This is a genomic window from Streptosporangium sp. NBC_01469, assembly GCF_036227305.1.
GTDB lineage: Bacteria > Actinomycetota > Actinomycetes > Streptosporangiales > Streptosporangiaceae > Streptosporangium.
Genome location: NZ_CP109465.1, coordinates 5,892,599 through 5,908,295 on the forward strand (window position 1 = coordinate 5,892,599; position 15,697 = coordinate 5,908,295).

The following is a 15,697-nucleotide window of genomic DNA, read 5'->3' on the forward strand; positions in this document are numbered from 1 at the left end:
CCCTGGTGCCTGCCCCGGGTTCGGGGTGGGTGTCTGTTTTGCCTCGTGCGGGGCCGACCTCCTGTCAGACCAGTTCACAGCTGCGCATGTTTTGTGTGTGGTGGTGGGTGTTGGTGGCGGGTGTGGTTTGGTCGCTGTTTGTTGTTTGAGATTTGCATAGTGGACGCGAGCATCTTTGTGGCCAAGTTTTTTAGGGCACACGGTGGATGCCTTGGCATCAGGAGCCGATGAAGGACGTGGGAGGCTGCGTTAAGCCCCGGGGAGTCGCCAACCAGACTTTGATCCGGGGATGTCCGAATGGGGAAACCTAGCACCAGTCATGTGGTGTTGCCTCCGCCTGAATGTATAGGGCGGTTGGTGGTAACGCGGGGAAGTGAAACATCTCAGTACCCGTAGGAAGAGAAAACAAATAGTGATTCCGTGAGTAGTGGTGAGCGAAAGCGGATCAGGCTAAACCGTAGGCGTGTGATAGCCGGCAGGCGTTGCGTTTGCGGGGTTGTGGGACCCTCTGGGAGGAACTGCCGTTTCTCCAGACAGTTAGAAATCCTTCCGATAGTCGAAGCTTCTGGGAAGTTGCGCCGTAGACCGTGAGAGTCGGGTAGGCGAAATTGGTTGGACTGTTTGAGGGGATCCCAAGTAGCACGGGGCCCGAGAAATCCTGTGTGAATCTGCCAGGACCACCTGGTAAGCCTAAATACTCCCTGATGACCGATAGTGAACAAGTACCGTGAGGGAAAGGTGAAAAGCGCCCCGGTGAGGGGTCGTGAAATAGTACCTGAAACCGTGTGCCTACAAGCCGTAGGAGCGTAAACGAGGTTCGCCTTGTTTGTGATGTGACTGCGTGCCTTTTGAAGAATGAGCCTGCGAGTTATGGTGTGTGGCGAGGTTAACCCGTGTGGGGGAGCCGTAGCGAAAGCGAGTCTGAATAGGGCGTTTGAGTCGCATGCTGTAGACCCGAAGCGGAGTGATCTAGGCATGGGCAGGTTGAAGCGCGGGTAAGACCGCGTGGAGGACCGAACCCACCAGGGTTGAAAACCTGGGGGATGACCTGTGTTTAGGGGTGAAAGGCCAATCAAACTCCGTGATAGCTGGTTCTCCCCGAAATGCATTTAGGTGCAGCGTTACGTGTTTCTTGCCGGAGGTAGAGCACTGGATGGCTAATGGGCCCGACAAGGTTACTGACGTCAGCCAAACTCCGAATGCCGGTAAGTGAGAGCGTAGCAGTGAGACTGCGGGGGATAAGCTCCGTAGTCGAGAGGGAAACAGCCCAGACCACCGACTAAGGCCCCTAAGCGTGTGCTAAGTGGGAAAGGATGTGGAGTCGCAGTGACAACCAGGAGGTTGGCTTAGAAGCAGCCACCCTTGAAAGAGTGCGTAATAGCTCACTGGTCAAGTGATTCTGCGCCGACAATGTAGCGGGGCTCAAGTACACCGCCGAAGTCGTGGCATTCACACATGTACCGAGCCTTTGTGGTTTAGGTGTGTGGATGGGTAGGGGAGCGTCGTGCGGCCGGGGAAGCAGCGGAGTGATCCAGCTGTGGAGGCTGTGCGAGTGAGAATGCAGGCATGAGTAGCGAATCAGAAGTGAGAAACTTCTGCGCCGGATGACCAAGGGTTCCTGGGGCAGGCTAATCCGCCCAGGGTAAGTCGGGACCTAAGGCGAGGCCGACAGGCGTAGTCGATGGACAACGGGTTGATATTCCCGTACCCGCTACGATGCGCCAATACTGAATCCAGTGATACTAAGGGTCCTTAACCCCCTTGAGCCTTCGGGCTTGGGGTGAGGGTGAACGCCTGGCCTGAACTGGTAGTAGGTAAGCGATGGGGTGACGCAGGAAGGTAGCCCAGCCCAGGCGATGGTAGTCCTGGGGTAAGCATGTAGGGAAAGAGGTAGGCAAATCCGCCTCTTATGTATCCTGAGATGTGATGCCGAGCCGATTGTGGCGAAGTGGGTGATCCTATGCTGCCGAGAAAAGCCTCTAGTGAGTGTCGTGGCGGCCCGTACCCTAAACCGACTCAGGTGGTCAGGTAGAGAATACTAAGGCGATCGGGTGAACTGTGGTTAAGGAACTCGGCAAATTGCCCCCGTAACTTCGGGAGAAGGGGGGCCTTCGCTGGTGATGAGCTTCGCGCTCTGAGCTGGTGGGGGTCGCAGAGGCCAGGGGGAAGCGACTGTTTACTAAAAACACAGGTCCGTGCGAAGTCGTAAGACGATGTATACGGACTGACGCCTGCCCGGTGCTGGAACGTTAAGGGGACCGGTTAGTGCACTTTGGTGTGCGAAGCTGAGAACTTAAGCGCCAGTAAACGGCGGTGGTAACTATAACCATCCTAAGGTAGCGAAATTCCTTGTCGGGTAAGTTCCGACCTGCACGAATGGCGTAACGACTTCCCCGCTGTCTCAACCGCAGACCCGGCGAAATTGCACTACGAGTAAAGATGCTCGTTACGCGCAGCAGGACGGAAAGACCCCGGGACCTTCACTATAGCTTGACATTGGCGTTTGGAACGTCTTGTGTAGGATAGGTGGGAGACGGTGAAGCTATCACGCTAGTGGTGGTGGAGTCATTGGTGAAATACCACTCTGGTCGTTTTGAACGTCTAACTTCGGTCCGTGATCCGGATCAGGGACAGTGTCTGGTGGGTAGTTTAACTGGGGCGGTTGCCTCCTAAAGAGTAACGGAGGCGCCCAAAGGTTCCCTCAGCCTGGTTGGCAATCAGGTGTCGAGTGTAAGTGCACAAGGGAGCTTGACTGTGAGACCGACGGGTCGAGCAGGAGCGAAAGCTGGGACTAGTGATCCGGCGGTGGCATGTGGAAGCGCCGTCGCTCAACGGCTAAAAGGTACCCCGGGGATAACAGGCTGATCTTCCCCAAGAGTCCATATCGACGGGATGGTTTGGCACCTCGATGTCGGCTCGTCGCATCCTGGGGCTGGAGTAGGTCCCAAGGGTTGGGCTGTTCGCCCATTAAAGCGGTACGCGAGCTGGGTTTAGAACGTCGCGAGACAGTTCGGTCCCTATCCGCTGCGCGCGCAGGAGACTTGAAAGGAGCTGTCCCTAGTACGAGAGGACCGGGACGGACGAACCTCTGGTGTGCCAGTTGTTCCGCCAGGAGCACGGCTGGTTGGCTACGTTCGGAAGGGATAACCGCTGAAAGCATCTAAGCGGGAAGCTCGCCTTGAGATGAGGTCTCCCACCATGAGAGTGGGTAAGGCTCCCGGTAGACGACCGGGTTGATAGGCTGGAAGTGGAAGCGCAGTAATGTGTGGAGCTGACCAGTACTAATAGGCCGAGGACTTGACCACAAAGCAACATGCTTGCATGTCTTGCTCGCGTCCACTACGCAATTCTGAGACAACAAACATTGGTTTGTGTGTTTCATAGGGTTACGGCGGTTATGGCGAAGGGGAAACACCCGGTTACATTCCGAACCCGGAAGTTAAGCTCTTCAGCGCCGATGGTACTGCACCGGGGACGGTGTGGGAGAGTAGGTCACCGCCGGACAATCGTTTCACGTAGGCCCCCACCTTTGGTGGGGGCCTTTGTGCTTTCCAGGGTCCGGGGCCCTGGGGTTGGATTTCCGGGAGGGATTCCACCCAGCCGTCGGACGGTTCACCGGCACATGAGCCTTCCCGCCGCCGCGATCGCCTGTCCCGCCGCCGGGGAGTTGAGCTGGATCACCACCTGGCGCCGGCCGTCCTCGCTGCTCATGGCGATCCCCGAGTATCCGTAGACCATCCCGGAGTGGTTCCACACCCGGGTGCCGCACGGCAGCCTGTCGGCGAAGACGCCCAGGCCGCCCGCGCGCTTCAGCGCGGCCCCCTCGGGCAGTCGCTTCAGGGCTGGCCTCCTGGCGGGATCGCCGGACACGACCCGCTTCCCGCCGAACAGTGCCTCGTAGAAGGCGCCCACGTCCCCCGCGGTCGACACCAGCCCGCCCGCGGACCAGAAGATCGAGGAGTTCACGACCGTCGCTCCGGGGCCGTCGCCCTGTCTGCCCGTGGCGAGCCCGGGTGGCCGTAGATCTAGCGGCAGTTCGGTGTCGCGCAGCTTCAGGGGCTCGGTGACGCGCTCGTGGAGCACCTCGGCGTAGCTCTGGCCGGTGACCTTCTCGATGATGAGGCCGAGAAGGATGAAGTTGCCGTTGGAGTATCGGTTCACCCCGCTCCTGCCGGGTCTGCCGCCGTAGCCGAGCAGCTCCCGCGGTGGCCAGTCGCGCGTGTGCATGCCGCCGTCGACGACGGCGTCCGTGAAGCGGGAGTCGGTGAGATAGTCCGGTATCCCGCTGGTGTGGGTGAGCAGTTGCTCCACGGTCACCCGGCCGGCACCGGGAAGGACGCCGGGAAGCAGCTCGCCGAGCGTGTCGCGGAGCGCCAGCCGCCGTTCGCGCACCAGCTGGAGCGCGATGGTCGCGGTGAACGTCTTGGTGATGCTCGCGATCCGGAAGCGGTGGTCGACCCGCATCGGAGTGCGCGTGGCGGGGTCGGCGAACCCGGAGGCGGCCTCCTGGACCCTTCCGTCGTCGCGGACGTGCACGACGGCTCCCGGAGATCCGGCCGCCACCACCAGGTCGTCCGTGATCGTCTGGAGGGCGGAGGCCGATCCGGGCGGTTCCGGTGTCGAGGGGGTACGTGGCCGTTCGGAGGACGCGGGTGCGGGGCTTGTCCATGAAGGGGAGGCGGCGTCGGAGATCGGGGCGCAGGCGGTCAGCGTGATCACCAGCGAGACGGCTCCGAGTCCGGTCGCGCGCATCCGGCGGTTCCCTTCTCGTTCCGCGTGGTCCTCGCCGGGGTCATCGGTTCTCCTCAAAGGCGGAACGAACGCGGAACCCCCCGCCTTCGGACGGGAAGGATGTCAGGACGCTACAGCCATCGAGGCGAACGGGAAAGCCCGCCCGATGGAGATCCGGCGCCCGGCACGCCTCCCACCGCTCGGTCTCGCTCGCGACCCGCCGCTTCTGTCGATTATGAGCGAAAGTTTCAGGTTTCTCAACCAAAGTGCCCGCCGGATGGGCTCGGTGACCGTTCGTGGCGAGACGGCTCGCGGGTTGATCGGCGAGTCGCAGGTCCGGCCGGGTGGAGGTGTCGCGGAGGGTCGTCTGGCGGAGTTATCTGCTCATATCGTTACAAACCAAGTCTATTGCGACATTCTCCGAACGGCCACCCCGGCTCATCAGGGAAGATCCCCCGTTCGGGGGTGCGGCGGAGCCCGGTGGGCGGGGGTGTGCGCCAGGGTGACTTCGGTCGTTGACCGTAGAAAGTTCAAGTGATCATGACAAAAGTTCTTCCAAAAAGGGCAGAAGCCGCGTAACTTCCACGCCAAGTTCTCTGCACAACATCAAGAGGGCGAAGTGAGTCGGCCGGCGGGTTCGCGGGCGGATCTCCTCGAAGAGGTGACCCGCCGGGCAGGACCGCCGACCTGCGGCGGAAAGGAGTCGGCGGTCACTCGGCTGAGGCGCCGGGAACCACGGGCTCCATCCACCCACACGAAGGTAGGAAACCATGAGTGCACACGAAGAAGAGATCGACGAGGTCGCGGGCGCGCTGCGCCGCAGGTTCGGCCTGAACCGCCGTCAGTTCCTCGCCGCCACGACGGGAGTCACCGCGGTGGCCGCCGTGTCGGCGGTGGGCTCGCTCGCGTCGCCCGCGTACGCGTCCCCCGGCGGTGACCAGGAGCGCGGTCAGGGCCACGGCCACCGGGACCCGCTGGTGCCCGAGGTCAAGCGGGGCATCATCCTCTACACCGTCCGTGACGTGATCTCCCGCGACCCGGCGACGAACCTGCCGGCCGGCTTCCGGCGCGTGTTCGAGGAGCTCTCGCGGATCGGCTACAAGCAGGTGGAGTTCGCCGGCTACGGCCAGCACGCGAACGCCGAGGGCGGCGCGAACCTGGAGACCGTCGAGGGCGCCAGGCTGCTGCGCCGGTGGCTCGACGACAACGGGCTCAAGGCCCAGGGCAACCACGGCTTCATCCCCGGCTCCTGGCCGCTCACCCAGGCCGACCTCGACCGCTTCAAGCTGACCCTGGAGATCGCCAACATCCTCGGCATGGAGCACGTGGGTACCGGCGGCGACCCGACCAACAGCGCCTACAAGGCGGACTGGGACCTCGCCGCCCAGAAGTGGAACGGCCTCGGGTCGATCGCCTCGGCCGCCGGTCTCAAGCTGTACACGCACAACCACGACGCGGCGTACGGCTTCCTCCTCGACGAGGGCCCGCTCGACGAACTGGGCCGGCCCACCCGCTCCTCGGGCGTCCGGAAGCTGGAGTACTTCCTGCGGATCACCAACCGCAGGCACGTCTATCTCGAGATGGACATCTTCTGGGCGCACGTGGCGCAGTACAAGCACCGCTCGTACGTCGCGCGCAACGGCTCCACCAGGACCGACATCTTCGACCCCCTGAAGCTCGTACGGCAGAACGAGAAGCGGTTCCCGCTGTTCCACGCCAAGGACGGGAAGTCCAACACGGCCACCGGCAACGGCTACGACATGGTGCCGTTCGGCACCGGTGACATCGACTACGGCGCCTTCTTCTCCAAGCTGGACATCGCCAGGCGCCACAACCCCATGTACGAGCAGGACAACGCCCCCGGAGGGGCCGCGGAGCCGGGCCGCTCGCTCCAGTACGCCGACCTCAGCTACAAGAACCTGGCAGCCCTGCGCCGTCGCCGCTGAGAGCCGGGCGAACGGCCGGACACATCTCGAAGAAACACCCGAGGATCGAAGAAACACCCGAGGAAGGATCCGCGGAGAAGGATCCGACGGGTTCGGCGGACCGCCACGTGATCGAAGCCGTTGCCGCGGCACGCGTGGCGGCCCGCCATGTCCTGACACCCCCCTGAAGAAGAGGCTCAGGAAGTTGAAGCGTACCCGCGCCATGTTCGGCGGCGCACTGGCCGCCCTGTTGTTCCCCCTGGCTGTGCCCGGCGCCGCGCCCGCACAGACCCACGTCGCCGTCCAGGACGGGCCCACGGACTGGTCGAACTACGAGAAGATCACACTGACCAAGAACGTCGGCGAGCCGATCGATCTGGCTGTCCTGCCCGACAAGAGGGTCCTGCACACCGCCCGCAACGGTGACATCCGCCTGACCGACGGAGCCACCGGCGTCACCAAGGTCATCAACACGATCCCCGTCTACGCGAACTCCGAGGACGGCCTCCAGACGATCGCGATCGACCCCGAGTTCGCCGAGAACAAGTGGGTCTACGTCTACTACGCGCCGAAGACGATGACGGCGCCGTATCCGGAGACGACCCCCACCGGGTCGGCGCCCAACTCGCTGCCCGCGGGCGCGGACGAGTCGTACTGGAACCAGTGGAAGGGCTACAACCAGCTGTCGCGGTTCAAGTGGACCGGTGACGCGCTGGACCTCTCCACCGAGCAGGTCATCATCAAGGTCGAGGCGCAGCGCGGGCAGTGCTGCCACGTCGCGGGCGACGTGGACTGGGACGCCGAGGGCAACCTCTACCTCGTCACCGGTGACAACACCCCGGCGGGTACGCCCGGGGCCAACGGCATGGCGCCCAACAACGACGCCCCCGGGATGAACCCCGGGCTCGACGCGCGGCGCGGCGCGGGCAACAGTAACGACCTGCGCGGCAAGATCCTGCGGATCACGGTGAAGGAGGACGGCTCCTACACCGTCCCGGCCGGCAACCTGTTCCCGCCGGGAACGGCCAAGACGCGTCCTGAGATCTTCGTGACGGGTGTGCGGAACGCCTTCAGGATCGACGTCGACGACGTGACCGGCACGGTCTCCTGGGGCGACTACGGCCCCGACGCCGGGGCGGCCGACCCCGCCCGCGGGCCCCTGGGCTACGTCGAGTGGAACGTCACCCCCATCGACAGGCCGATGAACAGCGGCTGGCCCTACTGCACCGGGAACAACTTCAACTACAACGACTGGAACTTCGCGACCTCGACGCCGCGCGAGTGGTTCGACTGCGCGGGAGGGCCGACGAACACCTCCCGCTGGAACACCGGCCTGGCCACGCTGCCGGCCGCGACCCCGGCGGATCTCTACTACGGCGACAACAACACCCACCAGCCCGCGGAGTGGGCCGGGCTCACCGACTTCGAGCCGGCGGGCGGCCAGGGACCGATGGGCGGCCCCGTCTACCACTACGACGCGGCGAACCCGTCGACGACGAAGTTCCCGGCGTACTGGGACAGGAAGTTCTTCTACGGCGAGTTCTCCCAGGACTACCTCGCGGCGTTCACCGTGACCGCGCCCGACGGGCCGGTGACCAAGCTCGAACACTTCCTGCCCAACGGCGCGCTGACCACGGCGGCGATGCCGATCACCGACAGCCCGATGGACATGGAGTTCGGCCCCGACGGGTCGCTGTACGTGCTCGACTACGGTGACGGCTTCTTCCGCGCCAACCCCGACGCGGGCCTCTACCGCATCGACTACGCCGAGGGGAACAAGACACCGCAGGCGAAGATCGTCGCCAAGCCGACGTCGGGCAGCTCCGCGCCGCTGACCGTCGCGTTCAGCGCGGAGACGTCCACCGACGCCGAGCCGGGCGCGCTGCGCCACGAGTGGGACTTCGACGGCAACGGGACCTTCGACGCCACCGGCGTGACGGTCTCGCACACCTACCCCGCGCTCGGGCAGTACGCCGCCAGGCTCCGCGTGACCGACGCGCAGGGCAAGTTCGGGCTCACCTCCACCGAGATCACCGTGGGCAACACCGCGCCCGAGGTGACCATCCAGACGCCGGGCAACGGCGCCTTCTTCAACTGGGGCGACGCGGTGCCGTTCCAGATCAGGGTCTCCGACAGGGAGGACGGCGACACCCCGGTGTGCGGCCGGGTGCAGTGGACCTTCGGTCTCGGCCACGACGCGCACGCGCATCCGGAGACCCTCGGTTCGGGCTGCTCGGGCGCGTGGCCGACACCGGCCGACGCCCCCGAGCACGGCGAGACCGAGAACATCTTCGGCGTCGTCGTCGTGAGCTACCGGGACAACGGCGCCGGTGACATCCCCGGGGCGCTCGGCGACGCCACGCTCATCCTCAACCCCAAGGAACTGCAGGCCGAGCACGCGGACGCGAGCAGCGGCGTCACCAGGGTGGAGGACGAGAGCGCGTCCGGCCTGGCGAAGATCACGTCGTTCGACGCCGGTGACTGGATCGCGTACGACCCGGTGAACTTCGCCGGTGTCACCGGCGTGAGGACCCGCGCCTCCGGGGCGGGAACGCTGTCCCTGCGATGGGGCTCGGAGACGGCGGATCCGTTCGCCACCGTCACCGTGCCCGCCGGATCGGGCTGGCAGAGCGTGGACACCGCGCTCACCGGTGCCCCGACCGGCAGCGGCAGGCTCTACGTCACCTCGACCGGCGGCGTGGAGGTCGACGGGTTCACCTTCCAGGGCGACGGGGTCTCCGACGAGACGCCCCCGACCGTGTCGGCCACGCTCGCCCCGGCCCAGCCGGGCGGGGAGAACGGCTGGTACACCGGCAACGTCACGCTGACGGTCACCGCGACCGACAACGGCACGGTGGCGAGCCGGCAGTACTCGCTCGACGGCGGTACGACGTGGCTGAACGCCAACAATCCGGTCACCCTGACCGCCGACGGGACGGCCATCGTGCGCTACCGGGCGACCGACAACGCGGGCAACGTCTCGCAGGTCGGCACCGTCACGGCGAAGATCGACAAGACCGCCCCGGTCCTGTCCGTGAGCGGGGTGCAGCCCGGTAAGTACGGCGACTCCGCGTCCGTCACGCCCGTCTTCTCGGCGGCCGACGCGGCGTCGGGGACGGCGAGCGTGACGGCGGCCATCGGCGACCTGCAGGTGGTCTCCGGCAAGCCGCTCGCCCTGTCACAGCTGGCGCTCGGCGCGCACACGCTGACCGTCACCGCGAAGGACAGGGCGGGTCACGTCACGAAACAGGCCGTCGCGTTCGAGGTGACGACCTCCTTCGCCGACGTGCGGAAGCTCCTCGACCGCTTCAAGGCGGAGGGTTCGGTGCGGGGAGTCCTGCTCGGTGTCCAGCTCGACCAGGCCGGGAAGCACGCGCAGGCGGGAAGGACGAAGGCCGCGATCGTGTCGCTGGAGGTCTTCGTGACACTCGCCCGCCTCAAGCTCTGGGTGCCCGACACGAAGGCGCGTGACGTGCTCGTCCGGGACGGGAAGGCGCTGATCGCGCAGCTGCGCGCCCCGGCCGGCGGCTGACACGGGCGCGGGGGGAGGGCCCGACCGGCTCTCCCCCCGCGTTCGGTGTGGAGGCGTCAGTGGGCGGTGAGGTCCAGGTCCTTGATCCTGGGGTCGCCCTCGTCGGCGAGGTAGTGATCGGGCTTGGTGGAGTCGTCGCCCTCGGCCACCTTGGCGGAACGCGCGATGACGGTGCCGAGCGCGGCGACGGCCAGGTTGGCCGCGAGCGCGATGATGCCCGCGTAGATCGTCATCTTGGTGTCCAGGCCCAGCTTCTCCAGCGGGAACGCCGACCCGGCGAAGTGCAGCTTGCCGGTGGCCGGGTTGCCGATGTTGTAGAGCAGGAGCATCCCGGTTCCCATGCCGGCGACCCATCCGGCGATCAGGCCACTCCGGTGGAACCAGCGGGTGTAGAGGCCGAGCGCCACCGACGGGAGCGTCTGCAGGATGATGACGCCGCCGATGAGCTGCAGGTCGATGGAGAAGCCGGTGTCCAGGAACAGGATGCACAGCACCGCGCCGACCTTGACGAGCAGCGAGGTGATCTTGGAGACGCGGGCCTCGTCGGCGTCGCTCGCGTCCGGCTTCAGGTACTCCTTGTAGATGTTGCGGGTGAACAGGTTCGCCGCGGCGATCGACATGATGGCCGCCGGGACCAGCGCGCCGATGCCGATCGCGGCGTAGGCGACGCCGGTGAACCAGTCGGGGAACATCTTGTCGAACAGCTGCGGCACGATCGTGTTGTTGTCGGTGCCGATGGGCTTGATCCCGGCCGCGATGGCCATGAAGCCCAGCAGCGCGATCAGGCCGAGCAGCAGGCTGTAGGCGGGCAGCGCCGACATGTTCCGCTTGATCACGTCGCGGTTCTTGGAGGCGAGCACGCCGGTGATGCTGTGCGGGTAGAGGAACAGCGCGAGCGCCGACCCCAGGGCCAGCGTGATGTACTGCAGCTGGTTGTTCGCGTTGAGCAGGGTGCCGTCACTGAGGACGGTACTGGCGTCGAACTTGGCCTGGGCGGCGTCGAAGATGCCCGACCAGCCGCCCTCGATCTGGGCGGGGATCGCGAAGATCGCCACCAGGATCACGATGTAGATCAGCGTGTCCTTGACGAACGCGATCAGCGCCGGGGCCCGCAGGCCCGACTGGTAGGTGTACGCGGCCAGGATCGCGAACGCGATGATGATCGGCAGGTGGCCGGTCACCCCCATCGACTTCAGCACGGCCTCGATGCCGACGAGCTGGAGCGCGATGTAGGGCATCGTCGCGACGATGCCGGTGATCGCGACCAGCAGCGCCAGCGTGGGGGAGCCGAACCTGGCCCGGACGAAGTCGGCCGGGGTCACGAAGCCGTGCACGTGCGAGACCGACCAGAGGCGGAGCAGCACCAGGAACACGATCGGATAGACCACGATCGTGTACGGCACCGCGAAGAAGCCCATCGCGCCCGCGCCCCAGAGCAGGGCGGGTACGGCCACGAAGGTGTAGGCGGTGTAGAGGTCGCCGCCGACCAGGAACCAGGTGACCCACGAACCGAAGTTGCGGCCGCCGAGCCCCCACTCGTCGAGGCTGGCCAGGTTCTCCGGGCGGCGCCAGCGCGCGGCCACGAACCCCATGCCGCTGACCACCAGGAACAGCACGGAGAAGATGATGATCTCTGTCAGGTGAGCTTCCATCAGGTCACCGCCGCCGCTTCGTCATCTGGTAGACGATCGTGGTGCACGTGACACCGACCGCGATGAAGGCGAGCTGGAGCCAGTAGAACAGCGGGAAACCGAAAAGCCGGGGTTCATGGGAATTGTAGAGAAGAGGGAGTAAAGGTAGGATGATCGGCACGATAAGCAGCCAGTTCCATGGGCTGCGGTCGCTCCGGTCCCCGTTTGGAGTGGTCAACACGATCTCCTCGAAGTGGAGAAGGGACACCCGGACAGGATCATCCCCTTCGGCTGACCGGCAGCGTAATTACACGGTCGTTTCATTCGGGTCACCGAGCGCCGAGTGGCGCGGGTGGCGCGACGAGCGGTAGCCCGGCTCCGCCGCCGAGGTTCCCGGCCAGGTCACGGGTGCCGTCCGCTGGAGGCGGGTCCACTTCGCCGCCGGGTTCCCGCCGGTCACCGAATCCCCGGCGCGTCTTCCTTGACATGATCGAGTGAGTCTCGTAAAGACGCGTCCGACAGGATGGCGCGCGGCCCCGCGCGGTGCCGTCGGCTCCGCCGACGTGCCGCGTCACCCGGCGCTTCGGCCAGCTCGGAAATCGTCGCGGGATGGCGTCCAGCCCCGGTCATGAGCGTGTCGCGGCTGACGGGCGCGCGCAGGCGCACGTCGCCGGGAACTCCGCGGTGCTCTTCCCCGGCCGACGGGCGACCGCGGGCCCTCTCATCCGGCCGGTGGGCGACCGTGTCCCGACCTCTCGGGGTGGCGTTCGACGGCCACCTTCGGCGGGTGAACGGCCCTCTCGGCGGCGGGCGGCTCCTCCTCGCGCGCGCGGTCCTCCTCCCCGCCGAAGCGGCGGGGAGACGAGAGACGGGGGAGCGGCTCGGCCGACGGGCGGATGCCGTCCATGAGGAGCGCCAGGTAGCGCCGGTGGTCGGCGCTGTCGTGGTCGGCCCGGTAGACGGTCGCCAGCGCCATCACCACGATCGCCGCCAGGTCGCGGACCTGCAGATCGGCACGGACCAGCCCACGCCGCTGGGCGCGGGCCAGCACGTCGCCGAGCGGCTCCGCGAACCGCTCGGCGACGGCGACCGTGAACGCGCCGGCCTCCCGCGCGGCGGTGAGCAAAGCCCGATGGGCGGCCAGCGTGTCGGTGATGGCCGCGAGGGCCTCGGTGAGCCCGCGGCCGGGGTCGGCGGTCTCGCGGGCGGCCAGCGCGAGAGGCTCCACCTCTTCGGCGAAGTACGTCTCGAAACAGGCCAGGATCACCCCGTCGCGGTCGCCGAACCGCCGATAGACGGTGGCGATCCCGACACCGGCCCGGCGGGCGATCTCCTCCAGGGAGACGGTCGCGCCGGTCTCCCGCAGAGCCGCGATCGCCGCCCGGACGATCCTGTCGGAATTGCGCAGGGCATCGGCGCGATGTCGCTGCTCTGGCACACGCCAAACGCTAGCAGCCCGCGAACGGCCGTCCGGTGGCGGTCACCAGGCGACGCGCAGGGACGACAGACCGTACACGACGCTGAAGGAGCGGAAGTGCGCGTCGGGCTCGATCGCGCGCAACTCGGGGAAGCGCTTGAACAGCGCGGGGAAGGCGATGCGCATCTCCATCCGCGCCAGCGGCGCCCCCAGGCAGTGGTGCACACCGTGGCCGAAGGCCACGTGGCCGGGTGCGCCCCTGGTGATGTCCAGCGCCTCCGGGTCGGGCAGGAACCCGGGATCGCGGTTGGCGGCAGGCAGCGCGCACATCACCAGCTCGCCGGGCCCGATCCGCCGGCCGGAGAGCTCGACCTCCGTGGTGGTCGTCTTGACGGTGCCGGAGTGGACGATGCTGAGCCAGCGCAGCAGCTCCTCCACCGCGGCGTCGATGCGCTCGGGCTCCTTCTTGAGCAGCTCCAGCTGCTCGGGGTTGCGCAGCAGTGCCAGCGTGCCCAGCCCGAGCATGTTGGCGGTGGTCTCGTGGCCGGCCAGCAGCAGCAGGCCGCCGATGCCGACGAGCTCGGCCGCCGTCAGGTCCTCGTGCTCGCGTACCAGCGTGCCGAGCAGCTCCTCGCCCGGGTCGGCCTGGGCGCGGGCGACCAGCTCGGCCATGTAGGCGCGCGACTCCGCCTGCACCGCCATGCGTTCCTCGATGGGCGCCGACACGTCGAGCAACCGGCCGGTCCTGCGCTGAAAGTCCTCCCGGTCGGCGTACGGCACGCCCAGCAGCTCGCAGATCACCAGCGAGGGGACCGGCAGCGCGAACGACGACACCAGGTCGGCCGGGGACCCGGCGCTTTCCATCGCGTCCAGGTGGTCCTCGACGATGCGCGTGATCCGCGGCTCCAGCCGGCGCATCCGGCGGAGCGTGAACTCCGGCGTCAGCGTCCGGCGCAGCCGGGTGTGCTCGGGAGGGTCGAAGGCGAGCAGGTTGCCCGCGCGGATCGCGGCCAGCTCCTCCTCGCTCCGCTGGACGCCGGGCAGCTGGAAATTGACCATCCGGGCGTTGCTGAACCGCTCCGCGTCGCTCAGCACCGCGCGCACGTCCTCGTAGCGGGTCACCAGCCAGGCGTCGACGCCCAGCGGTGTCCTGGTGAGCCTGACCCCCTCCCCGTCCCGCAGTGCTCCCAGCTCCGGATCCGGATCGAACCCCGCCCGCCGCATGTGCAGCGGTAGCGTCGGAGACTCGCTCATACAACCCCCTGGATGACTCGTCGTCCTGACTGCTCCATAAAAACGATAGCAACCTATCGATTAGCTGCAAAGGATCCGGGCGGTCGTCCGGTGTCCTGCGTGGCGCCGAGACGGCGCACCGTCCCCTTCCCGTCGGCCGTGCCGATCCATGGGGCGACCCGGTCCTTCCGTCCCAGCCGTCGCGTTTTCGGCGAGCGCGGGAAAAACATGACAGAAGATGTCCTGTTTTCGCGTCACGCTGACCTCATGACAAGAACGCTGGAAGGAAAGGTCGCCCTCGTCGCGGGGGCGACGAGGGGGACCGGCCGGGGGATCGCGGTGGAGCTGGGCGCGGCCGGCGCCACCGTCTACTGCACCGGGAGGAGCACCCGGGAGCGGCGCTCGGAGATGGACCGGCCGGAGACCATCGAGGAGACGGCCGAACTCGTGACCCGCGGTGGCGGGCACGGCATCGCGGTCCGGGTGGACCACCTGGAGTCGGAGCAGGTCCGCGCCCTGGTGGAGCGGATCAGGAGCGAGCAGGGCAGGCTCGACATCCTCGTCAACGACGTCTGGGGCGCCGACCCGCTCACCGAGTGGAACGTCCCCGTCTGGAAGCACTCCCTCGACGACGGCCTGCGCGTCCTCCGGCTGGCGGTGGACACCCACCTCATCACCAGCCACCACGCCCTGCCCCTGCTGATCGAGAACCCGGGGGGCATGGTGATCGAGGTGACCGACGGCACCCTGGAGTACAACACCGCCAACTACCGGCTCTCGGCCTTCTACGACCTGGCCAAGATCTCGGTGAACCGCCTGGCGTTCAGCCAGGCCCACGAGCTGCGCCCGCACGGCTGCGCCGCGATCTCGCTGACTCCCGGCTGGCTCAGGTCGGAGAACATGCTGGAGCTCTTCGGCGTCACCGAGGAGAACTGGCTGGACGCCACCGCCAAGCAGCCGCACTTCGTGATCTCCGAGACACCCGCCTACGTCGGCCGCGCGGTCGTCGCCCTCGCCGCCGACGAGGACCGGATGCGCTGGTCGGGGCAGTCGGTCTCCAGCGGGCAACTCGCCCAGGTGTACGGCTTCACCGACGTCGACGGCAGCAGGCCCGACGCCTGGCGCTACATCGAGGAGGTCGAGAGCAAGGGCAAGCCCGCCGACGCCACCGGCTACCGCTGACCACCACCCGAATCGCCGGGCAACGGACCTCAGGCTGGGATCGTCG

8 protein-coding genes and 2 rRNA genes are annotated in these 15,697 nt (G+C 66.6%); 5 read left to right on the plus strand and 5 right to left on the minus strand.

The annotated features are described in order from the left end of the window. Positions 1 to 179: 179 nt before the first annotated feature. Positions 180 to 3,305, plus strand: a 23S ribosomal RNA gene (locus OG587_RS25880). 82 nt (positions 3,306 to 3,387) lie between these two features. Then, positions 3,388 to 3,504 (plus strand): 5S ribosomal RNA (gene rrf, locus OG587_RS25885). A gap of 108 nt (positions 3,505 to 3,612) precedes the next feature. Here the strand turns inward: rrf and OG587_RS25890 are convergent. Beyond that, positions 3,613 to 4,752 carry a serine hydrolase domain-containing protein gene (locus OG587_RS25890; protein WP_329079637.1) on the minus strand — a complete coding sequence of 380 codons (1,140 nt, stop codon included), beginning with the start codon at positions 4,750 to 4,752 and terminating at the stop codon, positions 3,613 to 3,615. A gap of 749 nt (positions 4,753 to 5,501) precedes the next feature. On the opposite strand from OG587_RS25890, the gene OG587_RS25895 reads away from it, so the two are divergent. Both OG587_RS25895 and OG587_RS25900 read left to right on the plus strand, forming a co-directional pair. Then, positions 5,502 to 6,677 (plus strand): sugar phosphate isomerase/epimerase family protein, encoded by a 1,176-nt coding sequence (locus OG587_RS25895; protein WP_329079639.1) that lies wholly within the window; start codon positions 5,502 to 5,504, stop codon positions 6,675 to 6,677. A gap of 184 nt (positions 6,678 to 6,861) precedes the next feature. Continuing rightward, positions 6,862 to 10,188 carry a PQQ-dependent sugar dehydrogenase gene (locus OG587_RS25900; RefSeq protein ID WP_329079640.1) on the plus strand — a complete coding sequence of 1,109 codons (3,327 nt, stop codon included), beginning with the start codon at positions 6,862 to 6,864 and terminating at the stop codon, positions 10,186 to 10,188. Between the two features lie 56 nt (positions 10,189 to 10,244). On the opposite strand, the gene mctP is transcribed toward OG587_RS25900, so the two are convergent. The 4 genes from mctP to OG587_RS25920 all read right to left on the minus strand — a co-directional run bounded on the left by mctP (position 10,245) and on the right by OG587_RS25920 (position 14,490). Then, entirely contained in the window at positions 10,245 to 11,840 is a 1,596-nt protein-coding gene (mctP, locus tag OG587_RS25905; RefSeq protein ID WP_329079642.1) for a monocarboxylate uptake permease MctP, read from the minus strand. A 4-nt stretch (positions 11,841 to 11,844) separates the two neighbouring features. Continuing rightward, complete coding sequence (locus OG587_RS25910; protein ID WP_329079643.1) at positions 11,845 to 12,087, minus strand: DUF3311 domain-containing protein; 243 nt, start codon at positions 12,085 to 12,087, stop codon at positions 11,845 to 11,847. A gap of 453 nt (positions 12,088 to 12,540) precedes the next feature. Beyond that, complete coding sequence (locus OG587_RS25915) at positions 12,541 to 13,257, minus strand: TetR/AcrR family transcriptional regulator (RefSeq protein WP_329079645.1); 717 nt, start codon at positions 13,255 to 13,257, stop codon at positions 12,541 to 12,543. A gap of 42 nt (positions 13,258 to 13,299) precedes the next feature. Next, positions 13,300 to 14,490: a cytochrome P450 gene (locus tag OG587_RS25920; protein ID WP_329079647.1), complete on the minus strand. Its 1,191-nt coding sequence runs from the start codon at positions 14,488 to 14,490 to the stop codon at positions 13,300 to 13,302. 246 nt (positions 14,491 to 14,736) lie between these two features. On the opposite strand from OG587_RS25920, the gene OG587_RS25925 reads away from it, so the two are divergent. Next, the gene (locus OG587_RS25925) at positions 14,737 to 15,651 is read left to right on the plus strand and encodes an SDR family oxidoreductase (protein ID WP_329079649.1); all 915 of its coding nucleotides are present in this window, start codon (positions 14,737 to 14,739) and stop codon (positions 15,649 to 15,651) included. Positions 15,652 to 15,697: the final 46 nt, after the last annotated feature.